This is a genomic window from Sphingomonas sp. (assembly GCF_035998645.1).
In the GTDB taxonomy this organism is placed as follows: Bacteria; Pseudomonadota; Alphaproteobacteria; order Sphingomonadales; family Sphingomonadaceae; genus Sphingomonas.
In genome coordinates this window covers 1,004,107-1,023,361 of the sequence record NZ_DASYHL010000005.1, presented here as the reverse complement: position 1 = coordinate 1,023,361, position 19,255 = coordinate 1,004,107, and the positions used below count along the sequence as shown (strand labels likewise).

Annotated in this window: 17 protein-coding genes; 13 read left to right on the top strand and 4 right to left on the bottom strand. The window is 67.1% G+C overall.

Going from position 1 to position 19,255, the window contains the following annotated elements:
* Positions 1–271 precede the first annotated feature (271 nt).
* Together VGN66_RS18515 and VGN66_RS18510 are read left to right on the top strand one after the other, a co-directional pair.
* Positions 272–1,483 carry a tetratricopeptide repeat protein gene (locus VGN66_RS18515; protein WP_327520242.1) on the top strand — a complete coding sequence of 404 codons (1,212 nt, stop codon included), beginning with the start codon at positions 272–274 and terminating at the stop codon, positions 1,481–1,483.
* A 114-nt stretch (positions 1,484–1,597) separates the two neighbouring features.
* Positions 1,598–2,680: a serine hydrolase gene (locus tag VGN66_RS18510; RefSeq protein WP_327520241.1), complete on the top strand. Its 1,083-nt coding sequence runs from the start codon at positions 1,598–1,600 to the stop codon at positions 2,678–2,680.
* Positions 2,681–2,684: 4 nt separating this feature from the next.
* Here VGN66_RS18510 and VGN66_RS18505 read toward each other — a convergent pair whose 3' ends face one another.
* From VGN66_RS18505 to VGN66_RS18490, 4 genes are all read right to left on the bottom strand, one after another.
* Positions 2,685–3,707 carry a sensor histidine kinase gene (locus VGN66_RS18505; RefSeq protein WP_327520240.1) on the bottom strand — a complete coding sequence of 341 codons (1,023 nt, stop codon included), beginning with the start codon at positions 3,705–3,707 and terminating at the stop codon, positions 2,685–2,687.
* A 128-nt stretch (positions 3,708–3,835) separates the two neighbouring features.
* The gene (locus VGN66_RS18500; RefSeq protein ID WP_327520239.1) at positions 3,836–4,645 is read right to left on the bottom strand and encodes a hydrolase 1, exosortase A system-associated; all 810 of its coding nucleotides are present in this window, start codon (positions 4,643–4,645) and stop codon (positions 3,836–3,838) included.
* Positions 4,633–5,289, bottom strand: a complete 657-nt coding sequence (locus VGN66_RS18495; RefSeq protein ID WP_327520238.1) for a hypothetical protein — start codon at positions 5,287–5,289, stop codon at positions 4,633–4,635. Before VGN66_RS18495 ends, VGN66_RS18500 begins: the two co-directional genes overlap by 13 nt.
* Positions 5,290–5,330: 41 nt before the next feature.
* Positions 5,331–5,603 carry an acyl carrier protein gene (locus tag VGN66_RS18490; RefSeq protein WP_327520237.1) on the bottom strand — a complete coding sequence of 91 codons (273 nt, stop codon included), beginning with the start codon at positions 5,601–5,603 and terminating at the stop codon, positions 5,331–5,333.
* 109 nt (positions 5,604–5,712) lie between these two features.
* On the opposite strand from VGN66_RS18490, the gene VGN66_RS18485 reads away from it, so the two are divergent.
* The 11 genes from VGN66_RS18485 to xrtA all read left to right on the top strand — a co-directional run bounded on the left by VGN66_RS18485 (position 5,713) and on the right by xrtA (position 19,245).
* Positions 5,713–7,224, top strand: a complete 1,512-nt coding sequence (locus tag VGN66_RS18485) for an AMP-binding protein (RefSeq protein WP_327520236.1) — start codon at positions 5,713–5,715, stop codon at positions 7,222–7,224.
* Positions 7,221–8,423, top strand: coding sequence for a pyridoxal-dependent decarboxylase, exosortase A system-associated (locus tag VGN66_RS18480; protein ID WP_327520235.1), 1,203 nt, complete (start codon positions 7,221–7,223; stop codon positions 8,421–8,423). The genes VGN66_RS18485 and VGN66_RS18480 overlap by 4 nt, the downstream gene beginning before the upstream one ends.
* A 181-nt stretch (positions 8,424–8,604) precedes the next feature.
* A complete protein-coding gene (locus tag VGN66_RS18475; protein ID WP_327520305.1) occupies positions 8,605–9,249 on the top strand; it encodes an XrtA/PEP-CTERM system exopolysaccharide export protein in 645 nt (214 codons plus the stop codon).
* 18 nt (positions 9,250–9,267) lie between these two features.
* Positions 9,268–10,791, top strand: coding sequence for an XrtA system polysaccharide chain length determinant (locus VGN66_RS18470; protein WP_327520234.1), 1,524 nt, complete (start codon positions 9,268–9,270; stop codon positions 10,789–10,791).
* Between the two features lie 10 nt (positions 10,792–10,801).
* Positions 10,802–11,821 carry an AAA family ATPase gene (locus VGN66_RS18465; protein ID WP_327520233.1) on the top strand — a complete coding sequence of 340 codons (1,020 nt, stop codon included), beginning with the start codon at positions 10,802–10,804 and terminating at the stop codon, positions 11,819–11,821.
* A complete protein-coding gene (locus VGN66_RS18460) occupies positions 11,818–13,413 on the top strand; it encodes a hypothetical protein (protein ID WP_327520232.1) in 1,596 nt (531 codons plus the stop codon). Before VGN66_RS18465 ends, VGN66_RS18460 begins: the two co-directional genes overlap by 4 nt.
* 25 nt (positions 13,414–13,438) lie before the next feature.
* Positions 13,439–14,545 carry an AAA family ATPase gene (locus tag VGN66_RS18455; protein WP_327520231.1) on the top strand — a complete coding sequence of 369 codons (1,107 nt, stop codon included), beginning with the start codon at positions 13,439–13,441 and terminating at the stop codon, positions 14,543–14,545.
* A 2-nt stretch (positions 14,546–14,547) separates the two neighbouring features.
* Positions 14,548–15,417 carry an XrtA system polysaccharide deacetylase gene (locus VGN66_RS18450; RefSeq protein ID WP_327520230.1) on the top strand — a complete coding sequence of 290 codons (870 nt, stop codon included), beginning with the start codon at positions 14,548–14,550 and terminating at the stop codon, positions 15,415–15,417.
* On the top strand, positions 15,414–16,487 hold the full coding sequence (locus VGN66_RS18445; protein WP_327520229.1) for a FemAB family XrtA/PEP-CTERM system-associated protein: 1,074 nt from the start codon (positions 15,414–15,416) through the stop codon (positions 16,485–16,487). Before VGN66_RS18450 ends, VGN66_RS18445 begins: the two co-directional genes overlap by 4 nt.
* Positions 16,487–17,710 (top strand): TIGR03087 family PEP-CTERM/XrtA system glycosyltransferase, encoded by a 1,224-nt coding sequence (locus tag VGN66_RS18440; RefSeq protein WP_327520228.1) that lies wholly within the window; start codon positions 16,487–16,489, stop codon positions 17,708–17,710. The genes VGN66_RS18445 and VGN66_RS18440 overlap by 1 nt, the downstream gene beginning before the upstream one ends.
* On the top strand, positions 17,707–19,245 hold the full coding sequence (xrtA, locus tag VGN66_RS18435) for an exosortase A (protein ID WP_327520227.1): 1,539 nt from the start codon (positions 17,707–17,709) through the stop codon (positions 19,243–19,245). Before VGN66_RS18440 ends, xrtA begins: the two co-directional genes overlap by 4 nt.
* Positions 19,246–19,255: the final 10 nt, after the last annotated feature.

Here is a 19,255-nt window from a genome sequence, read left to right as displayed (position 1 = left end):
AGCTTCGGGTGACGAAGCTGACAGAATATGCGGTGTATGACGTGCGCGGGGTGCGGAAACTGACAGTCGGCTGACATTGTCGGGACGACGTTGCGCGGTGCGGCGCAGCCGTGGTTTGCGGCGGTTTCTGCAGGGCTGGGCGAGTCGGGTGCGCATCGACCAGTTTATGCGCTTTTCGGGGTGTTGTAGGAAAGCCCCCCGGCTGGGAGGGGGCGTCCCACGCGCATGGTGGCGGCTTGCCCAAAATGGCAAGTTCGGTCACGGTCAGGATGTGTTCGACGATCTGCCGGCCCAGATCGGGCTTATTCTCTTCCTTATAGCTGCGGGGGTCGGGCCCGCGACCTATGTCGTCCAGCATATTCGGGCGGGAACGAGCGTACGTGACGTCACGGCTCCGGCGCCGGACCTGAGTTGGCGCTCGGGCAGGCAGTTGTTGGTCAGCACACTTGTTCTGACGGCGATGTTGGCGGTTGGCGTGTTCAGCTTCACGCCCTTTGCACCACAACTGGTCGCGTGGGACGGATTCGCACCGACGGTGCTCGGCGTTTTAGCCAGTTATGCGCTGGGCAGGTTAGTTCAGGGCTGGCGCAATCGCAGGGCCGAGCCGCTGATCCGTGGCCTTTCGCTCAGCTATGACCGCGCTGAACAGCCCATCGGCTACTGGTCGTCGATGACATGGAATGCCATCATGGCCGGGTTGATGTTCCTGGGCTCGGGTGCGCTGTATCACGACAAGATCACGCCCCGGTGTGACGATTCGGATGCGCAATCCGAGTGGGTCGAAAGCCTGAAGAGCTGTACGACAATGCTCGCCGACAAGGAGCTGGACCCCGAAGACCGTTCGGACATTCTGGCCGCGCGCGGACGGGTGCATGCGCGACTGGAGCGAAATAGGGAGGCGTTGGCGGACTATTCGGCGGCTCTCAAGCTGGCCCCGCGCGATTCCTATACGCTCTACAACCGCGCATTGATCTACGCCCGAATGGGTAACTACCGGCGCGCGATCGAGGATTTCGACGCTTCGCTGAAACTCCGCCCAGATAACGACGATGCTTATACCGAACGCGGGTTTGCAAAGATGGACGCGGGTGACCTGCCGGCGGCAGTTGCCGACTTCACGATCGCGCATGAACGCAAACGCGACGACCCATATCCGCTGGCCAACCGAGGGATCGCCTATGCCTTGCAGAACGACCCCAAGCGTGCGGAGGCGGACTTTGCGCGGGTTGCGAAGGGGGAGCCCGCCTGGATCCTCGTTCTGCGTGGCCGGGCGATTCTTGCGAGACATCGGAAGGATCATCGGCGTGTGATCGCGCATCTTACCGAAGCACTGAAGCTCGATCCGGATGATCGGTTTTCACTAATGACGCGCGCCGACGCCTATTGGGCAATCGGTGAGGCTGACTTGTCCATGGCTGATGACGCGCGCCTGACGGCGCTGGGTCGGACAGGGCCACCAGGGGGAGCCGCCCCGGGCCAGTAAATGCAGCCCGCCGAAACCTTGCCCAGATGCGTGATTGCTACTCGCGTGCCGGGTGCGGTGTCGGTGCCGATGGCGCCGGCAGGATCAACTCTGGCAGCGGGGCGTTGGATCGCAATGCCTTCACGCACCCGATTGTCGATTTCCGCGCAAGCGCTGCTCCCGATCCTGTTGATCGGATGCAATGCCGCGCCTGCCCCCATAGAGGCTCCAACAGGAGATACCCGCGAACAGGCTCCGCCCGCGACGACCGGGCTCGATCCGGCAGGGATGGCGCAGGCGGTCGCGGCGGCGGAGGAGTTGCCGCGGTTGCGGTCGTTGCTGGTGTTGCGGGACGGGCAGACGCTGGCGGAGCATCGCTTTAATGGCGGGCCGCCGCTGGACCGGGCGGTGAATATCAAGTCCGCGTCGAAATCGGTGCTGTCCGCGCTGGCGGGAATCGCGATCGCGCGCGGGGTGCTGACGGGCGCGGATCAGCCGGTGGTGTCGGTGTTGCGGGCCGACGCGCCCGCCAATCCTGATCCGCGACTGGCGCGGCTGACGCTCGGCAATCTGCTGTCGATGCAGGCGGGGTTGGAGCGCACGTCTGGCCCGAATTACGGGCGCTGGGTGACCAGCCCTAATTGGGTCCGCTTTGCGCTCTCACGGCCGTTCGTCGATGAGCCGGGCGGGGGGATGCTGTATTCGACCGGGAGCAGTCACCTCGTCTCGGCGATGCTGACGCGGGCCAGCGGGCGCAGCACGCTGGAGCTGGCGCGCGAATGGCTGGGCGAGCCGCTGGGCATCACCATCCCGCCTTGGCCGCGCGATCCGCAGGGCGTGTATTTCGGCGGCAACGACATGCTGATGAGCCCGCGCGACCTCGCACGGTTCGGCGAGCTCTATCGCCTTGGCGGCGTGATCGACGGTAAGCGCATCCTGCCCGCCGAATGGATCGCGGCAAGCTGGACCCCGCGCGCCGTGTCGCCATGGAGCGGCGGGCAATATGGCTATGGCTGGTTCGTCGGCGAGATGGGCGGGCACCCGGTGCGCTATGGCTGGGGCTATGGCGGGCAGATGCTGTATATCGTGCCGAGCCTGAAGCTGACGGTCGTCATGACGTCGAAATCCGATGCGGCGCGCGAGGGCGGGCATATCGATGCGCTGCACCGCTTGCTGGCGGAGGGGGTGATTCCGGCGGCGGAGGCGGGCGCGCGGTAGGCGGCTAGACCTTTTCCAGATGCGTGATCGCCACCCGCGTGCCCGGCGCGGTGTCGGTGACGATGACGGTCGCGTCGAGCTGGTTGGAAAGGGCGTCGACGATGCCGGTGCCGAGGCCGGGTTTCTTCGCTTCGCCTTCGTAGGGCATGCCGATGCCGTCGTCGGAGACGGTCAGTTTCCAGCCCGTCGGGCGGCTCCAATATTCGACTGTGATGCAGCCGGGCGTGGTACGATCGGGGAAGGCGTGTTTGAGCGCGTTGATGACCAGTTCGGTGACGATCAGGCCGAGGCTGACCGATATGTCGGAGCTGGTGACGCTGTCATCGACTATGACGTCGATGCGGGTCAGGCTGTGGTCAAAGATCATGGACGCGCCGATGCTGTTGCACAGGTCGTTCAGATAGAATCGCAGGATCACGTCACCGGGCGTGCCCGCGGCCAGCTGACGTTGCAGCGTGGCGATCGACATCACGCGGTGGTGGGCGTCGTGGAGGTGCAGCCGCGCCTCGTCGGATTGGACGCGGCGGGCGCTTTGCATCAGCACGCTCGCGATGATCTGAAGGCTGTTGGCGACGCGGTGTTGCAGTTCGCGCAGCAACACGTCCTTTTCGCGCTCGGCGGCGGCCCAGGCCTTTTGGGCCTTTCGGACCTCGGTGACGTCGAGCACGGCCAGCGCCATGCGTCGCTGATCGGCGCCGTCATGGTCGAGCAGGTGGGCGTTGAGGATCAGGCACAAAGTGGGGTGGCCGGTGCGGATCAGGTCCATTTCATAGGCTTCGATCGCGGCGCTGCCGGCCATCGTCGCGCGCAACAATGAGCGGAGTTGGGCCGCGGCCCATTCACCGTCGCCGAGTGCGCACAATTCGACGCCGACCACCTCTGCCGGGTCGAGCTCGAACGCGCTGCAGAAGGATCGGCTGGCGGCTTCCACGCACAGATCCTTGTCCAGCAACAGCAACGGCGTTGCAGACGAGATGACGAGCGCGATCCCCAGACTGTTGGGGAGCGGTGACGGCGCGGAACGCATTGGCATGGCCCAAATAGGCCGGAGGTTCGCGGTGAGCGATCCATCCCCGGGTAGCGACGTCCAGACGATTGAAGAGGGGGCAAAGCTGCCCGGGAGGATCATAGCACCCTTGCGGGGGGCGCCCTAATTTATTCGGGTGCGAGCGCGGCGCGCACCTGGTCGGTCAGCCATGCCTTGTCCGCTGGCCGGGCGAAGCTGTGGCTGTCGGTGGGGCAGGTGGTGACCGTGTGGCGGGCGCGGGCGGGGGCGAAGGTTTCGCTTTTCCAGTGGTCGGCGAAGGCGAGGGCGGTGTTGTCGCGTTCGGCGAGGAGGATCGTTACTGGCACCTTGGTCGCGGCCAGCGCCGTGGCGAGGCGCGCGGCGAGGCTGGTCGGTGGCTGAGATTGTTTGGCAGATGCTTTGGCCAAGCCGCTGACAAGTTTTCGGATATTCACTCCACCGGTGACCAGACGAAGCAACTCGCGCGGGTTCTTGAGCTTCTCGACATAGCGCGAGCGGATTGCGGCGGCGGGGGGGAGGTCGTTGCCGTCGGCGCTGGGCTCGATCGTCCAGGGGTTGGTCAGGATCAGCGCGTCGATCGGTGCCTGGGCGTGGAACAGGATGAGGGCGCTGGCGGCGTCGCAATTGCCGAAGGCGACGATGCGGGTGAGGTGGGGAGCTGCGCGGCGGAATGCCGCGGCGGCTTCAGAGATATCCTGCGCTGTCGACTCGAAGCCGTTGTTTTCGCCGGTTGAATCGCCGATACCGCGACGGTCGTAGCGGTATACGGGATGGCCCGATGCGGCGATCGTGGCGGCGAGTTCGGCCATGCCGCGATGCGCGCCGATGCGGATTTCATTTCCGCCGGAGACGATCAGCAGGCCGGTGGTGCCGGGCGCTTCGTCGAGCGTGGCGGCGAGGGTTTCGTCGGCGCAGCGGAAATGTGTCAGCCTTCGCATGTCGCAACCCATTCGGCGATGTCGGCGGCGATGCGCGCGGCGAAATCGGCGTCGTTATCCGGCTCGGCCCGGCGCCATAGCGGGCTGCCGGCGATCTTGGCGTCGGCCGGGCGTGCTTCGGTGTCGAGACGGACGGTGCGGACGGCGGTGGTCGCCGGGGTGGCGGTGGCGAGTTCGGCCAGCAACTGCGGCGCGATGCAGTTGCCGGCGAGTTCGACCGGATCGGTTGCGGTGTCGATGCTCGCCGGGTCAAATGGCTCGCCAGATTCGCGCGCCGATGCCTGGCGGGCGCGGATCAGTTCGCGGCGCAGGTCCGATCCCGTTGCGGGGGAGAGGTGGTAGCGCGCGACGACGAGCGCGGAGCCGTCGAGCAGGGTGCCGCTGCGGATCGCGAGGCTGTAGGCGGAGCGGCCGAGGCTGGAGACGGCGGCGGCGAAGGCTTCGTTGAGGCCTGCCAGCGTCGCTTCGTGGGTGGGCAGCAGGCTTTCGCCCTGACCGGGCAGGTCGGGGAGTACCCCGGCAATCCCGCGATCGGCGAGCGCGCGCAGGATCGTCACCGCAAAGGCGCGGGTGCGGTTGGCTTCTTCGAACAAGGGGAGCGCGACGACCACGACCGGGCCGGTGCCGGGGCCGAAGCGGAGCATCGCTTCGCGGCCGCCGGGCCAGTCATAGGCGTCGGCGCGGATCAGTTCAGCGCCTTGGACGCGGCAAAGCGGACCAGCGCGCCGAACGTCTCGAGCATGTCGCCATCCACCTCATCATCGTCGATGATGATGCCGAGGCGATCCTCGATCTCGGTCAGCACGCCGGCGACCGCCATCGAATCGAGTTCGGGGAGCGCGCCGAACAAAGGCGTCGCTTCGTCGAAGGTCGCGGCGCGGGCGGCGTCGATCCCCAGCACGTCGCGCAGCACGCCGCGCACGGTTTCTTCGACTTCACTGTATCCGTCAGGCTGCACGGCCCCAAATCCCCGGTTGTTTTGCGCCCGTTACGCGCTGGACGCCGCGATGCCAAGTAGCGCGCGAATGGACACTGGATCGTTAACCGATGCAGGGTAAGGCGGCTTTATGGTGGAACTGGACCCTACACCCTATCCGATCGATGCGCTGACGACGCGCGGTGTGCCTGAGGCGATTGCGCTGGATGATCGTGCGGGGACGCTGAGTTATGGCGAGCTGGAGGCTGCGGTCGCGGCGCTGGCATTGTGGCTGCGCGGGCAGGGGCTGGAGCCGGGAGATCGGGTTGCGACCTGGTTGCCCAAGACGCGGCATGCGTGCGTGATGCCGCTGGCGGCGGCGCGGGCGGGATTGGTGCATGTGCCGGTCAACCCGGTGCTCAAGCGCGCACAGGTGGCGCATATCCTGGCCGATAGCGGCGCGCGGCTGTTGCTGACGCAGGGCGCGCGGGCGGGGACGCTGGAGGATGGCGATGTGCCCGAGGGGTGCCGCGTCGTGTTCGATGCGGATGCGCCGCTGGCGGGCGAGGGGCTGGGCTACTCCCTGCGCGATCCCGATGATCTGGCGGCGATCCTCTATACCTCCGGGTCTACGGGGCGGCCCAAGGGGGTGATGCTGAGCCACGCCAATTTGTGGCTGGGTGCGATCAGCGTGGCGCATTATCTGAAGGTCACGCCGGACGAACGCGTGCTCGGCGTGCTGCCGCTGAGTTTTGACTATGGGCAGAACCAGCTGCTGTCGACTTGGGCCGCTGGAGGCCGGGTGATCCCGCTGGATTATCTGACCGCGCGGGATGTCATCAAGGCGGTGGACCGGCATGACGCCACCACGATTGCCGGGGTTCCGCCGTTGTGGACGCAGCTGCTGGAGGCGGAGTGGCCGGAGGCGGTGGCAGCGAAGCTGAAGCGGCTTACCAACTCCGGCGGGGCACTGACGATCGGCATGGTGCGCGGGTTGCGGTCGCGGTTCCCTGAGGCTGACCTCTATCCCATGTACGGGCTGACCGAGGCGTTTCGGTCGACCTATCTCGATCCGGCGCTGGTCGATGCGCATCCGGAATCGATGGGGCGGGCGATTCCGTTCGCCGAGATCATGGTGGTGCGGCCCGATGGGACGCGCGCCGATCCGGGCGAGGCGGGGGAACTGGTCCATGCCGGGCCGCTGGTTGCGCAAGGCTATTGGCAGGATGTGGAGCGGACCGCGCTGCGGTTCAAACCTGCGCCGGCCGAGTCCCGCTATGGCGGGATGGCGGTGTTTTCGGGCGATACGGTGGTCGAGGGCGCGGACGGGCTGTTGCGCTTTGTCGGGCGCGATGACGAGATGATCAAATCTTCGGGCAACCGGATCAGTCCGACCGAGGTCGAGGAAGCGGTGCTGGCAGGCGGCGAGGCGCGTGAGGCGGTGGCGCTGGGCGTGCCCGATCCGCGGCTGGGGCAGGCGGTGGTGGTGATCGCGGTGGCGCGGGGCGCGGCGGAGGCGGCGGAGGCGGGCTTGCGCGACCGGTTGCGGCGCGAGTTGCCGGCGTTCATGCAGCCCACGCGCTACATCTGGCGTGACGATTTGCCGCGCAATGCGAACGGGAAGCTCGACCGGTCGGGCCTGAAGGCGGAGATGACGGCATGAAGCCGATGGGGCCGATCCCCCCTTATTTTGCGGGGCAGAGCGGGGAGTTGCAAATCGCCGGACGCGCGGCGCGCGACTGGGTGGCGCGGGCGGGGACACCGCTGTTCGTCTATGACACGGCGATCGTGCGCGAGCGGTTGGGGCAGTTGCGTGCGGCGTTGCCGGATGCGGTCGAGATCCATTTCGCGATCAAGGCCAACCCTTTGCCGGCGTTTCTTGCGGCGGTGGCACCGCTGGTCGGCGGGCTGGACGTGGCGTCCGGGGGCGAGCTGGCGACGGCGCTGGCGGTCAAGGATGCGGCGCACATCAGCTTTGCCGGGCCGGGGAAACGCGATGTCGAGCTGGATGCGGCGATCGTTGCCGGAGCGACGCTGAACCTGGAGTCCGAGGGCGAGGCGGACCGCGCGCTGGCTATGGCTGAGCGGCTGGGCGTGACGCCGAAGCTGGCGGTGCGGGTCAATCCTTCCTTCGAGCTGAAAGGCTCGGGCATGAAGATGGGCGGACGGCCTTCGCCGTTCGGGATCGATGCGGTGCGGGTGCCCGATCTGGTCAAGCGGCTGATCGCTGCCGGCGCGGACTGGCGGGGGTTTCATATCTTTGCCGGGTCGCAGGCGCTCGACAGCGAAGCGATTTGCGAGACGCAGGCGGCGACCGTCGGGCTGGCGCGCGAACTGGCCGAGGCGGTGGGCGCGCGGGCGCCGCTGGTCAATATAGGCGGTGGGCTGGGCGTGCCCTATTTCTCGGGCGATACGCCGGTGGACATCGGGATGGTTGGCACGCGGCTGGCCGAGGTGCTCGATCCGGATCAGGCCTATGCGATCGAGCTGGGGCGGTGGATCGCGGCGGAATGCGGCGTCTATCTGACGCGGATCGTCGACCGGAAGGTCAGCGGGGACGAGACCTTCGTGATCTGTGACGGGGGCCTCAACCATCAGCTCGCCGCGTCGGGAAATTTCGGCACGGTGGTACGGCGCAACTATCCGATCGCGATTGCGGACAAGATGGGTGCGGAGGCGGCAGAGACGGTATCGGTGGTCGGGCCGCTGTGTACGCCGCTCGACCGGCTGGGCGACAAGGTCGCGTTGCCCGAGGCGCAGGTCGGCGATCTGGTCGCGGTGTTCTTGGCGGGCGCTTATGGCGCGAGCGCGAGCCCGTCTGGCTTTCTGGGTCACGGACCCGCCGCCGAGATCGTCGCCTGATCCGTTTTCAGATGTGCTGAAGCGGCACCAACCGCGCCAAAGCCGCTCAAAACGCTCACGTCAGGCCGCCAGCACCGCGTTCCTAACGCAATCTTTACCTCCCGCCGCCATAGCAAAGCGGTTGTTCGTGCGTAGCGCCCCGGGACGCCGGGCTGCGCGGGCGTCAGGAGGTTCGAGAGTGATGCGTTTGGGACAGATCGGCAAAGGGTTGGCGCTTCCGCTGATGTTCGCGGGGGCGCTTTCGGGATGTATGGGCGGCGCGGATCGCCCCGAGCTGCCATCCACCAACTTCGTCGCGAGCCGTGAGGGGCCGGGCGAGGAATATGTCATCGGGCCGCTCGACACGCTGCAGATCTTTGTCTGGCGCAATCAGGAATTGTCGGCGGAGGTGCAGGTGCGCCCCGATGGCCGGATCACCACGCCGCTGGTGAGCGATATGCCGGCGGTGGGCAAGACGCCCGCGATGCTGGCCGACGATCTCAAATATGCGCTGGGCGAATATATCAAGGACCCGATCGTATCGGTCGTGGTCAAGAGTTTTTCGGGCACGTTCAGCCAGCAGGTGCGCATCGTCGGTGCGACCGAAAAGCCGGCGTCGCTGCCGTACCGTGCCAACATGACCCTGCTCGACGCGATGATCGCGGTCGGAGGGCTGAGCGAGTTCGCGGCGGGCAACCGCGCGCGGCTGATCCGGTACGACAAGGGCACGGGCAAGCAGCGCGAATACAAGGTGCGCCTGTCCGACCTTCTCAAAAACGGGGATACGAGCGCGAACGTCCGGCTGGAGCCGGGCGACGTGATCATCATTCCCGAAAGCATGTTCTAACCAGACGGAGACCGCCCGGTGGGGGGATTGTGGGACGAAATCAGGACGGCACTTCACGGCGTATGGCAACGCCGATGGATCGCCATGGCCGTTGCCTGGGGCGTGTGCCTTGCCGGCTGGCTGGTCGTGTCACAGATTCCCAACCAGTATGAGAGCCGTGCGCGGATTTTTGTCCAGCTGCGCCAGATTCTGCCGGGCGAGGGGATTGCGACCCAGCAGGAGCAGCAGAAGGATATCGATCGCGTCCGCACGACGCTGGCGAGCGCCACCAACCTGGAGAAGGTGGTGCGCGGCACCGACCTTGCCAATACCGTCGCAACCGACCGCGATGTCGCGGACCGGGTCGCGGGCCTGCAGAAGAAGATCAAGATCACCGCTCAGCAGGACAATCTGTTCGAGATCACCGCGACCGCGGACAATGGGAAGCTGTCGCGCACGATCGTCCAGAAGCTGATCGACATTTTCGTCGAGGACAATCTTGGCACGATCCGCGACGAGGCGAGCCAGTCGCTCCAGTTCCTCGACCAGCAGCTCGCCCAGCGGCAAAAGGCGTTGCAGGAGGCGGAAGCCAAGAAGGCGGATTTTCAGGACCGCTATCTGGGTTCGCTGCCCGGCACCGGTACGCTGTCGGAGCGGCTGTCGGCGGCGCGCGCGCAGCTGGCGCAGGTCAATCAGGAATTGGCGGCGGCACAGAGCGGTCTTGCTGCGGTGAACGGCCAGATGGCGGGCACGTCCGCGACGGTCGCGGGTCCGGGCGGCGGTGGCGGGGTCGCCGGGCCGGCACGGGCACGGCTGTCGGCGATTCAAGGGCAGCTGACGGAAGCGCGCGCGCGCGGGTGGACCGACAGTCATCCCGACGTGATCGCGCTCAAGAGCCAGCTTTCGGCGGCGCAGGGCGCGGCGAAGCGCGAGCCGGTCTATTCGGGCGGCGGTGGTGGTGCGAGCGCCAACCCGCTGTATCTGAGCCTGCGCGCGATGCAGGCCGACAAGGCGGCGCAGGTTGCCGCGCTGACCAACCGCAAGGCCCAGATCGAGGCCGATATGGGCGCGATCGATCAGAAAATCGCGGGCGATCCCGCTGCGGCGCAGGAACAGGCCGAGATCGACCGCAATTATCAGGTGATGAAGTCAGCTTACGACAAGCTGCTCGCCGATCGCGAGCAGGTGAAGCTGCGCAGCCAGGCTGCGGGCCAGGCCGATGCGGTCAAGTTCAACGTGATCGATCCGCCGACCGCACCACCTTCGCCAACCGCGCCAAACCGGCCGCTGTTGCTGACCGGCGTGCTGATCGTCGGGCTGGGTGCAGGTGTGGCGGTGGCGTTCGGCCTCAGCCAGCTGGCGGGAACCTTCCCGACCACGGCGCGGCTCGAGAAGATGAGCGGGATGCCGGTGATCGGATCGATCGGTGAAGTCGTGACCGGCGCGCAGACCGCGCTGCGCCGCAAACGGCTGCAGATGTTTGCAGCGGCGACCGCCGGACTGGTCGTTGCATGGGTGGCGCTGCTGGGGCTCGAAATGCTCCAGCGTGGCATGAGCGCGTGAAGGGCAGGCGATGAACGACCAGACTCCCAAACGGCTTGGCGGATCGCTGTTGGAGCGGGCGGTGGCGCATCAGGCGTTCGTCCAGCGCCAGGCGGCGCAACCGGCGGCGCCCGCGCCAACGGTGCCCGCGCCCGCGCCGGTGGCCGCTGCGCCCAGGCCGCACCAAGACGTTCCCGCATTCGACGCGGTGGAAGCGCCGCGTGCGCCGCTCGTCCGCCCCGAGCCTGCCATTGCCCCGGAGCCGGTGCAGCCGGCCGTTGAGGAGCCGGGCGCGCGGCGACGCGTCGCGATCGATCGCGACCAACTCGCCGAGCATGGCATGCTGGTGCCCGGCGCGACCGTCACTGCGCTGGCCGAGGAATTCCGGCTGGTGAAGCGTCAGTTGCTGACTACCGCGCGCCAGATCCGCGCCGCCGGTGGCGAGGGCGCTGACGATCGTTCGCGAATGATCCTGGTCTGCTCGGCCAAGCCGAATGATGGCAAAACGTTCTGCGCGATCAACCTTGCGCTGTCGATGGCGGCGGAGAAGGATGTCGAAATCCTGCTGGTCGATGCCGATTTCGCCAAGCCCGATGTGCTCCAGCGGCTCGGTGCGCCGGACGGCCCCGGCCTGCTCGACGTCCTGACGGGCGCGGTGGCGAGCGCCGAGGACTGTGTGATCGACACCGATGTGCCGCAGCTGTCGGTGCTGCCCGCAGGTACGCGCAGCGTCGCCGATACCGAGCTGCTCGCCAGCGCGGGGGCGCACGCGATCCTCGACGGGCTGGCCGCCGCCAATCCGCGCCGTATCGTGATCTTCGATTCGCCCCCGATCCTCGCGGCATCGCCGGCGAGCGCGCTCGCCAGCCATGTCGGGCAGGTGATGCTGGTGGTTCGCGCCGATCGCACGCGCGAAAGCGAGCTGCGCGACGCGGTCGGGCTGCTCGACGGGTGTGACCATATCCAGTTGTTGCTCAACAGCGTTTCGATCCAGCCGAACGGGCGCCGCTTTGGCAGCTATGGCGCCTATTACGGGGAGCCCGACCAATGAGGCTGTTCGCCGCGGCACTTGCCGCCACCGCATTGATCTCTGCGCCCGCGCTGGCGAAGGACAAGAGCAAGTCGATTACTCCCTATGTCGATGCAGGGCAGGTGCTGGTCGCCGACCTTTCGGGCGGGGGCGAGGTGCTGACCTATTCCACCATCGGCGCGGGGGTCGATGCGTCGATCCAGACGCGCCGGGTCGAGGTGCAGCTTTCGTACAAGTACGAGCGCCGCTTCGACTGGCAGAATGATGTCACCGATCAGGACACGCATAGCGGCCTTGCGCGCGCGGCGGTGAAGGTTGCGCCGGGCCTCACGGTCGAGGGCGGGGCGCTGGCGACGCGCGCGCGCAGCGACATTCGCGGCGATGCGCCGAGCAATCTGGCGGGCAATGTCCGCAACGTCGCGCAGGTCTATTCGGTCTATGGCGGGCCGACCTTCCACACCGGTAACGGCCCGGCGAACCTGAGTGCCGCCTATCGCTTTGGCTATACCAAGGTCGAGGCGCCGACGATCTCGTCGATCGATCCGGCCGCGCCGCCGGTCGATGTGTTCGACAGCGCGACCAACCACCTCGCGCAGGTGCGTGCGGGCGTGAAGGCGGGGACGATCCTGCCGGTGGGGCTGAGCGTCGCGGGTGCGTGGCAGCGCGAGGAGATGAGCCAGCTCGACCAGAAGTTCGACGGCAAATATGGCCGCGTCGATGCGGTGCTGCCGATCGGTCGCGGGCTCGCGGTCGTAGGCGGCGTGGGCTACGAAAAGATCGAAATTACGCAGAAGGATGCGCTGCGCGACGGGACTGGCGCGATCGTGCGCGATGGGGCGGGGCGGTTTGTCACCGATCCGGCATCGCCGCCGCGCCTTGCCTATGAGATCGAGGGCATCTTCTGGGACGCTGGCGTGATCTATAAGCCGAGCGCGCGGCTGATGCTGGAGGTGCGCGCGGGGCGTCGGTACGATTCGATGAGCTATACCGGATCGTTGCAGTGGCAGATGTCGAGCCGGTCGGGATTGCAGATCGGCGTGTATGATTCGGTCCAGAGCTTTGGCCGTCAGCTCGCGAGCGACCTGGCCGCGCTGCCGACCAGCTTCAATGTTCCGACCGATTCGTTCGGCGATGCGTTCGACGGCTGCATCTTCGGCGACAGCGGCACGGCAGCGGGCGGGTGCCTGACCAACGCGCTGGGATCGGTCGCCAGCGCCAATTACCGCGCGCGCGGCGTGTCGGGCGTGCTGGCGATGAACGCGGGTCGGACCACGCTGGGGCTGGGCGCGGGCTATGCCAACCGGCGCTATCTGGTCCCGGCGGGCAGTTCGGTGCTGGCCGGGAGCAGCGACGACACCTATTATGCGCAGCTGTTTGCCGCACGGGCGCTGAGCGCGCGGTCGGGGGTCAATGGCAATGTGTTCCTGAACTATTATCAGAGCGGGATCGCCGGTGCGCCGGGCGTGATGGGCGGCGGTGCGGCGGGGTCCTATTACCACAATTTCGGTCCGTTGAGCGCGGTCGCGTCGCTCGGTATCTCGAGCTTCGAGGTCGACGGGGAAGGCAGCAATACGCAGGCACAGGCACAGCTTGGCCTTCGCTACGGTTTCTGAACGTTTTTTGTCCAAGGATGGCAAGATGTACGACGACCATTATGGCCTGAGCGGGCGACCATTTCAGCTGACGCCGGACCCTGCGTTCTGGTACGATACCGCCACGCACAAAAAGGCGATGGCCTATCTGGGCTATGGCTTGAGCCAGGGTGAGGGCTTCATCGTCATCACCGGCGCCCCGGGGGCGGGCAAGACGACGTTGGTCGGTCACCTGATGGAGACGATCGACCCCGAACGGCTGCACGTCATCAAGATCGTCACGACCCAGATCGAGGCCGAGGATCTGCTGCTGATGGTCGCGGCGGGGCTGAGTATTGACGGGACGCACCTGGCCAAGGCGCAGCTGCTTGCGGCGATCGAGAAGCAGCTGCACGCGGTGGCGCGGCAGGGGCGGCGGACGTTGCTGATCGCCGATGAGGCGCAGGCACTGCCGATCGAGAGCCTCGAAGAGCTGCGCATGCTCTCCAATTTCCAGGCGGGCGGCTATCCGCTATTGCAGATTTTCCTGCTCGGCCAGCCCGAGTTTCGCGAACGCCTGTCCGATCCACGCCTCGACCAGCTGCGTCAGCGGGTGATCGCGATGCATGCGTTGGATGGAATGGGTGCGGACGAACTCGAGCCGTACCTGATCCACCGTCTCTCCTGCGTCGGATGGCGGGGCAAGCCGCGTTTTACCAATGATGCGATCGCGGCGATCTATCGCTGGTCCGGCGGCATCCCGCGCAAGGTCAATCTGCTCGCCGGCCGGGTGCTGCTGCTCGGCGCGATCGAGGAGATTACGAGCTTTACCGGCGCGGATGTCGAGGCGGTGATCGCCGATCTGGAGGGCGATCTCTCTGGAGCGATGCCGCCCTCGGCACCGGCGCGCCTGATTGCCACAGCGGTTCCCGCACCGCCCGAGGCGGCACGTGCGGCGATGGAGGCGTTGCGGCGTGAGATTTCGGCGCCGGCTGCGCCTGCCGCAGAGCCGGCACCTGCGCCGGATGTGGACGCCGATCTGGCGGCGCGGTTCGCCAAGCTGGAGGCGCGGATCGAGGAACAGGATGCTGCGTTGCGCCGGGTGCTGACGCTGATGGTCGACTTCGTCGAGGTTGAGGATGCCCGTCCGATGCGGCAGGGGGCCGCTGCCTGACGATGGTCGCCAACGCCCTTTCGGTCGATGTCGAGGACTGGTTCCAGGTCGGCGCGTTCGAGACCGTGATCGCGCGCGACGACTGGGCTGGGCTGGAGCATCGCGTCGAGGCGAACACCGACACGGTGCTGGCGCTGTTCGGCGAAGGCGGGGTCAAGGCGACGTTCTTCACATTGGGCTGGGTGGCGGAGCGCTATCCCGCGCTGATGCGCCGCATTGCCGATGCGGGGCATGAGGTGGCGAGCCATGGCTGGGACCACCAGCGCGTGTTCACGATGGGGGCGGAGCAGTTTCGCGCCGATATCGCCCGCGCGCGGGCGGTGCTGGAGGATGCGACCGGGCAGAAGGTGACCGGATATCGCGCGCCGAGCTTTTCGATCGACGTCCGCACCCCCTGGGCGCATCAGGTGCTGGCGGAGGAAGGCTATGCCTATTCGTCGAGCGTCGCGCCGATCGGGCATGATCACTATGGCTGGGCCGATGCGCCGCGTCGCGCCTATCGCCCGGTGGCGGGAAGCGACTTGATCGAGCTGCCGGTGACGACGGCTCGCTTTCTGGGGCGTGAAGTAACGACCGGGGGCGGATTCTTCCGCTTGCTGCCCGGACACGTCGTGCAGGGCGCGATCCGCGAACTGAATGCGGCGGGGCAGCCGGCGATATTCTACTTTCACCCGTGGGAGGTCGATCCAGGCCAGCCGCGCGTGGCGAATGCGCCGCTCAAGTCCAAGCTGCGGCACTACAGCCGGCTCGGCGCGATGGCCGGGAAGTTGCGGACGCTGTTCGCCGCGCATCGCTGGAATCGCACCGATCGGGTCGCGGCAGCGGAAGCGGCCCTGCTCGATAGCGCTCCAGCACTGGGCGCGGCGGCGTGAACGCACCGATCCAGCTGCGCCCGTTGACGCTGCGCGTCGCCGACCTTGGCGATACGATCGATCGTGCGCGGATCGGTGCCTATGTCCATGAGCACCCCGATGCGACACCGTTTCACTTGCCCGCGTGGAGCGCGGCGGTGGCCAAGGGCTGCGGGCAACGCAGCCATTATCTGATCGCCGAGCGCGGCGAGCTGGGGATTGTCGGCGTTATGCCGCTGACCGAGCTGCATTCGCCGCTGTTCGGGCGGGTGCTGGCGTCGGCGGGGTTTGGCGTGGGTGGCGGCATTCTGGCCGACAAGCCGATGGTGGTCGAAGCGTTGGCGGAGGCGAGCTGGGCGCTGGCGGAGCGGCTGAGCTGTCCGAGTGTCGAGGTACGCGGCGGGCCGCGGCCGGGACCGGAATGGACCGTCGACGACAGCCATTATCTGGGCTTTGCCCGCCCGCTGGCGGAGGATGACGACGCCGAATTGCTCGCCATCCCGCGCAAGCAGCGTGCCGAGGTGCGCAAGGCGCTGGATACCGAGCTGGACGTTTCGATCGGGCGCGACCCGGTCGATGTCGCGGCGCACTATGCCGTGTATGCGGAATCGGTGCGCAATCTGGGGACGCCGGTGTTTCCGCGTCACCTGTTTACGGAAGTGTTGCACGAATTTGGTGGCGCCGCCGACGTACTGGTTGTGCGGCGTGAAGGTAAGCCGGTGTCCGCGGTGTTGAGTCTGTATTGGCGGCGGACGGTGTTTCCCTATTGGGGTGGCGGGACGACGGAGGCGCGCCGGTTGCGTGCCAATGACCGCATGTATTTCGAGCTGATGCGCCATGCGCGCGACCGGGGCTGCACCCGGTTCGATTTCGGGCGGTCGAAGGTCGGCACGGGCGCGGCGGCGTTCAAGAAAAATTGGGGATTCGAGCCGCAACCGCTGACCTATTACGACCGCGTCGCCGATGGCGCGGCGATCCGCGACGCCAATCCGCTGAACCCCAAATACCGGTTGCAGGTGGCGGTGTGGAGCAAGCTGCCGCTCTCCATCGCCAATCGTGTCGGGCCGTGGATTTCGCGGGGGCTGGGCTGATGGGCGACATCCTGTTCCTGGCGCATCGCGTGCCGTTTCCACCCGATCGTGGTGACAAGATCCGCGCCTATCACATCCTGCGCCACCTTTCCGCGCGCAACCGGGTCCATCTGCTGGCATTTGCCGACGATCCGGCGGACCTGATGCCTGGACCGGGACTGTCCAGCCTGACTGGCGAGCAGCGCGTCCTGTGGCGCGGCAAGCGGCAGGCGGTTGCCGGGGTTGAGGCCTTGCTGACCGGTCGCCCGGTGTCCGTCGCTGCGTTCGGCCAGCGTGCCGCGCGGCGTGCGGTGAAGGGCATGCTGTCGCAGCACCCGATCGACACAATCTATGTCTTTTCGAGCCAGATGGCCCAATATGTGCCGGCCGACGCGCCGCAGCGGGTGATCATGGACTTTGTCGACGTCGATTCGGCCAAGTTCGCCGCCTATGGCGCGCAAGGTCAGGGGCTGCATCGGTGGGTGATGCGGCGCGAGGCGCGCCTGCTCGCCGCCCACGATCAGGCGGTCGCCGCGCGCGCCGATGCCAGCCTGTTCGTGAGCGAGGAGGAGGCGGCGCTGTTTCGTACCCAGAGCGGGGCCGAGCGGGTGCATGCAGTGGGCAACGGCATCGACACCGGCGTGTTCGATCCCGATGCGCCATTTGAGCACATCGCAGGCAACGGCATGCGCATCGTGTTCACCGGCCAGATGGATTACCGCCCGAATGTCGAGGGGGTGATCTGGTTCGTCGAGGCCATTCTGCCGCAGATTCGAGTGCGGCATCCAGGCCTTGAAGTCGCGATTGTCGGGCGCAAGCCGACCGAGGCGGTCATCGCGCTGGCGAGGCATGACGGGGTCGTGGTGACCGGCGAGGTCGCCGATGTCAGGCCCTGGCTGCACGCCGCATCGGTGGTGGTCGCGCCGCTCAAGCTGGCGCGCGGAGTCCAGAACAAGGTCCTTGAGGCGATGGCAATGGCGCGTCCGGTGGTTGCGACATCGGCCGCCGCGACGGGTATCGATCATGGCGGCACGGTCGAACTGGGCGACACCGCAGGCGGGTTTGCCGCAGCAGTGAACCGCATCCTTGCCGACCCCGAGACTGCCGCCGAATTCGGCGCGCTCGCCCGGAAGCGGGTGATCGATCACTATAGCTGGGGCGCGCGGCTGTCGGCGCTCGACGCCATTGTCGGCTTGTCCCACCCGGTGGCACCTGCAAGCCCGCAGATGGTCGCCGCCGCATGACGGCGCTCGCCGCGACATCGGTGCCTCGCGCGGACGGAGCCGGACTCTACGCGATTTGGCGGTGGCATGCGGCACTCGTGGCTGGCGTGTGGGCGGTGCTGCTGATCCTGTTCCGGGGCGATGTCGGCGATCTGACCGCGATCTATTGGACCAATACGACGTTCGGGCATTGCCTGTTCGTTGCGCCGGTCGTGGGGTGGCTGGTGTGGCAGCGGCGGGTGGATTTGGCCAAGGTGCCGCCGGTCGCGTGGTGGCCGGGGCTGGTGATCGTTGCGGGCGGGGCGGGCGCGTGGTTGCTCGGCGATGCTGCCGGCGTGGCGCTGTTCCGGCATCTTGGGCTGGTGGTGATGCTGCAGGGCGCGGTCGTCGCGCTGCTCGGGCCGAATGTGGTGCGGGCGCTGGCGTTTCCGCTGGCGTATATGATCTTCCTCGTGCCGTTCGGTGAGGGGCTGGAAAAGCCGCTGCAGGATCTGACGGTCGCGATTCTGGTGCCGCTGCTCGACCTGTTCGGGGTGCCGGCGCATGTCGATGGCGTGCTGATCACCACGCCGAACGGCTATTTCGAGGTGGCCGAGGCGTGTTCGGGGGCGAAGTTCGTGATCGCGATGATCGCGTACGGCGCGCTGGTGGCGAATGTCTGTTACACCAGTTGGCCGCGGCGGGTCGCGTTCATGGCGGTTGCGTTGATAGTGCCGATCGTCGCGAACGGCGTGCGCGCGTTCGGGACGGTCTATGCCGCGTATCTGACTTCGGTCGAGGCGGCGACAGGGTTCGACCATATTCTTTATGGCTGGGTGTTTTTTGGCGCGGTAATGGCTGGCGTGCTGGCGATCGGGTGGAAGTGGTTCGACCGCGATCCGGATGCGCCGTGGTTCGATCCCGCCAAGTTGCAGGGGCGCTGGCCGGGGACGGCGCAGATGCCGGCGGTGGTGGCGCTCGTCGCACTTACGATTGTCAGCCTGTTCATGGCCTGGGCCGGGGCGATCGCGGCGCGCGCCGATACGCTGCCCGCCAAGGTCGTCGCGCCACAGGTGGCGGGGTGGACGCAGGTGCCACTGAGCACGCGGGCGCTCTGGAAGCCCAATTTCCCCGGCGCGGACCATTTCGTGATGACGCGCTACTCCGACGGAATGGGCGCGCAGGTCGATCTGGTGCTGGCGGTCTATTCCAGCCAGCGCGAGGGCAAGGAGCTGGTCGGGTTCGGGCAGGGCGCGATCCGCGAGAATGACAGCTGGGTGCGGATCGAGGATCTGCCAGCGCTGGAGGGCGGCAGCGCGCTGCGGATGACGGCGCCGGGGCCGGTCGAGCGTGAGGTCGTGACCTGGTATCGCGTTGGCGACACGGTGACGGGCAGCCCGTCGCGGGTGAAGGCGGAGACGCTGAAGGCGAAGATGCTGGGTGGGCGCCAGCGTGCGGTGGCGGTGATGGTGTCGGCGGAGAAGACCGACCTGCCGACGCGCGCGGCGATCAAGCGGTTTCTCGGCGCGATGCCGCCGGTGGATGAGCTGGCGGATCGGGCGGCTGGGAGCCAGTAACTCCGTTCGT

Excerpts from the sequence above, each read along its gene's own strand:
- VGN66_RS18475 (WP_327520305.1), top strand. The coding sequence starts at position 8,605 with ATGCGTTTGGGACAGATCGGCAAAGGGTTGGCGCTTCCGCTGATGTTC.
- VGN66_RS18505 (WP_327520240.1), bottom strand. The coding sequence starts at position 3,707 with ATGCGTTCCGCGCCGTCACCGCTCCCCAACAGTCTGGGGATCGCGCTC.
- VGN66_RS18480 (WP_327520235.1), top strand. The coding sequence starts at position 7,221 with ATGAAGCCGATGGGGCCGATCCCCCCTTATTTTGCGGGGCAGAGCGGG.
- VGN66_RS18450 (WP_327520230.1), top strand. The coding sequence starts at position 14,548 with ATGGTCGCCAACGCCCTTTCGGTCGATGTCGAGGACTGGTTCCAGGTC.
- xrtA (WP_327520227.1), top strand. The coding sequence starts at position 17,707 with ATGACGGCGCTCGCCGCGACATCGGTGCCTCGCGCGGACGGAGCCGGA.
- VGN66_RS18455 (WP_327520231.1), top strand. The coding sequence starts at position 13,439 with ATGTACGACGACCATTATGGCCTGAGCGGGCGACCATTTCAGCTGACG.
- VGN66_RS18440 (WP_327520228.1), top strand. The coding sequence starts at position 16,487 with ATGGGCGACATCCTGTTCCTGGCGCATCGCGTGCCGTTTCCACCCGAT.
- VGN66_RS18485 (WP_327520236.1), top strand. The coding sequence starts at position 5,713 with ATGGTGGAACTGGACCCTACACCCTATCCGATCGATGCGCTGACGACG.
- VGN66_RS18460 (WP_327520232.1), top strand. The coding sequence starts at position 11,818 with ATGAGGCTGTTCGCCGCGGCACTTGCCGCCACCGCATTGATCTCTGCG.
- VGN66_RS18510 (WP_327520241.1), top strand. The coding sequence starts at position 1,598 with ATGCCTTCACGCACCCGATTGTCGATTTCCGCGCAAGCGCTGCTCCCG.
- VGN66_RS18495 (WP_327520238.1), bottom strand. The coding sequence starts at position 5,289 with ATGCTCCGCTTCGGCCCCGGCACCGGCCCGGTCGTGGTCGTCGCGCTC.
- VGN66_RS18465 (WP_327520233.1), top strand. The coding sequence starts at position 10,802 with ATGAACGACCAGACTCCCAAACGGCTTGGCGGATCGCTGTTGGAGCGG.
- VGN66_RS18500 (WP_327520239.1), bottom strand. The coding sequence starts at position 4,645 with ATGCGAAGGCTGACACATTTCCGCTGCGCCGACGAAACCCTCGCCGCC.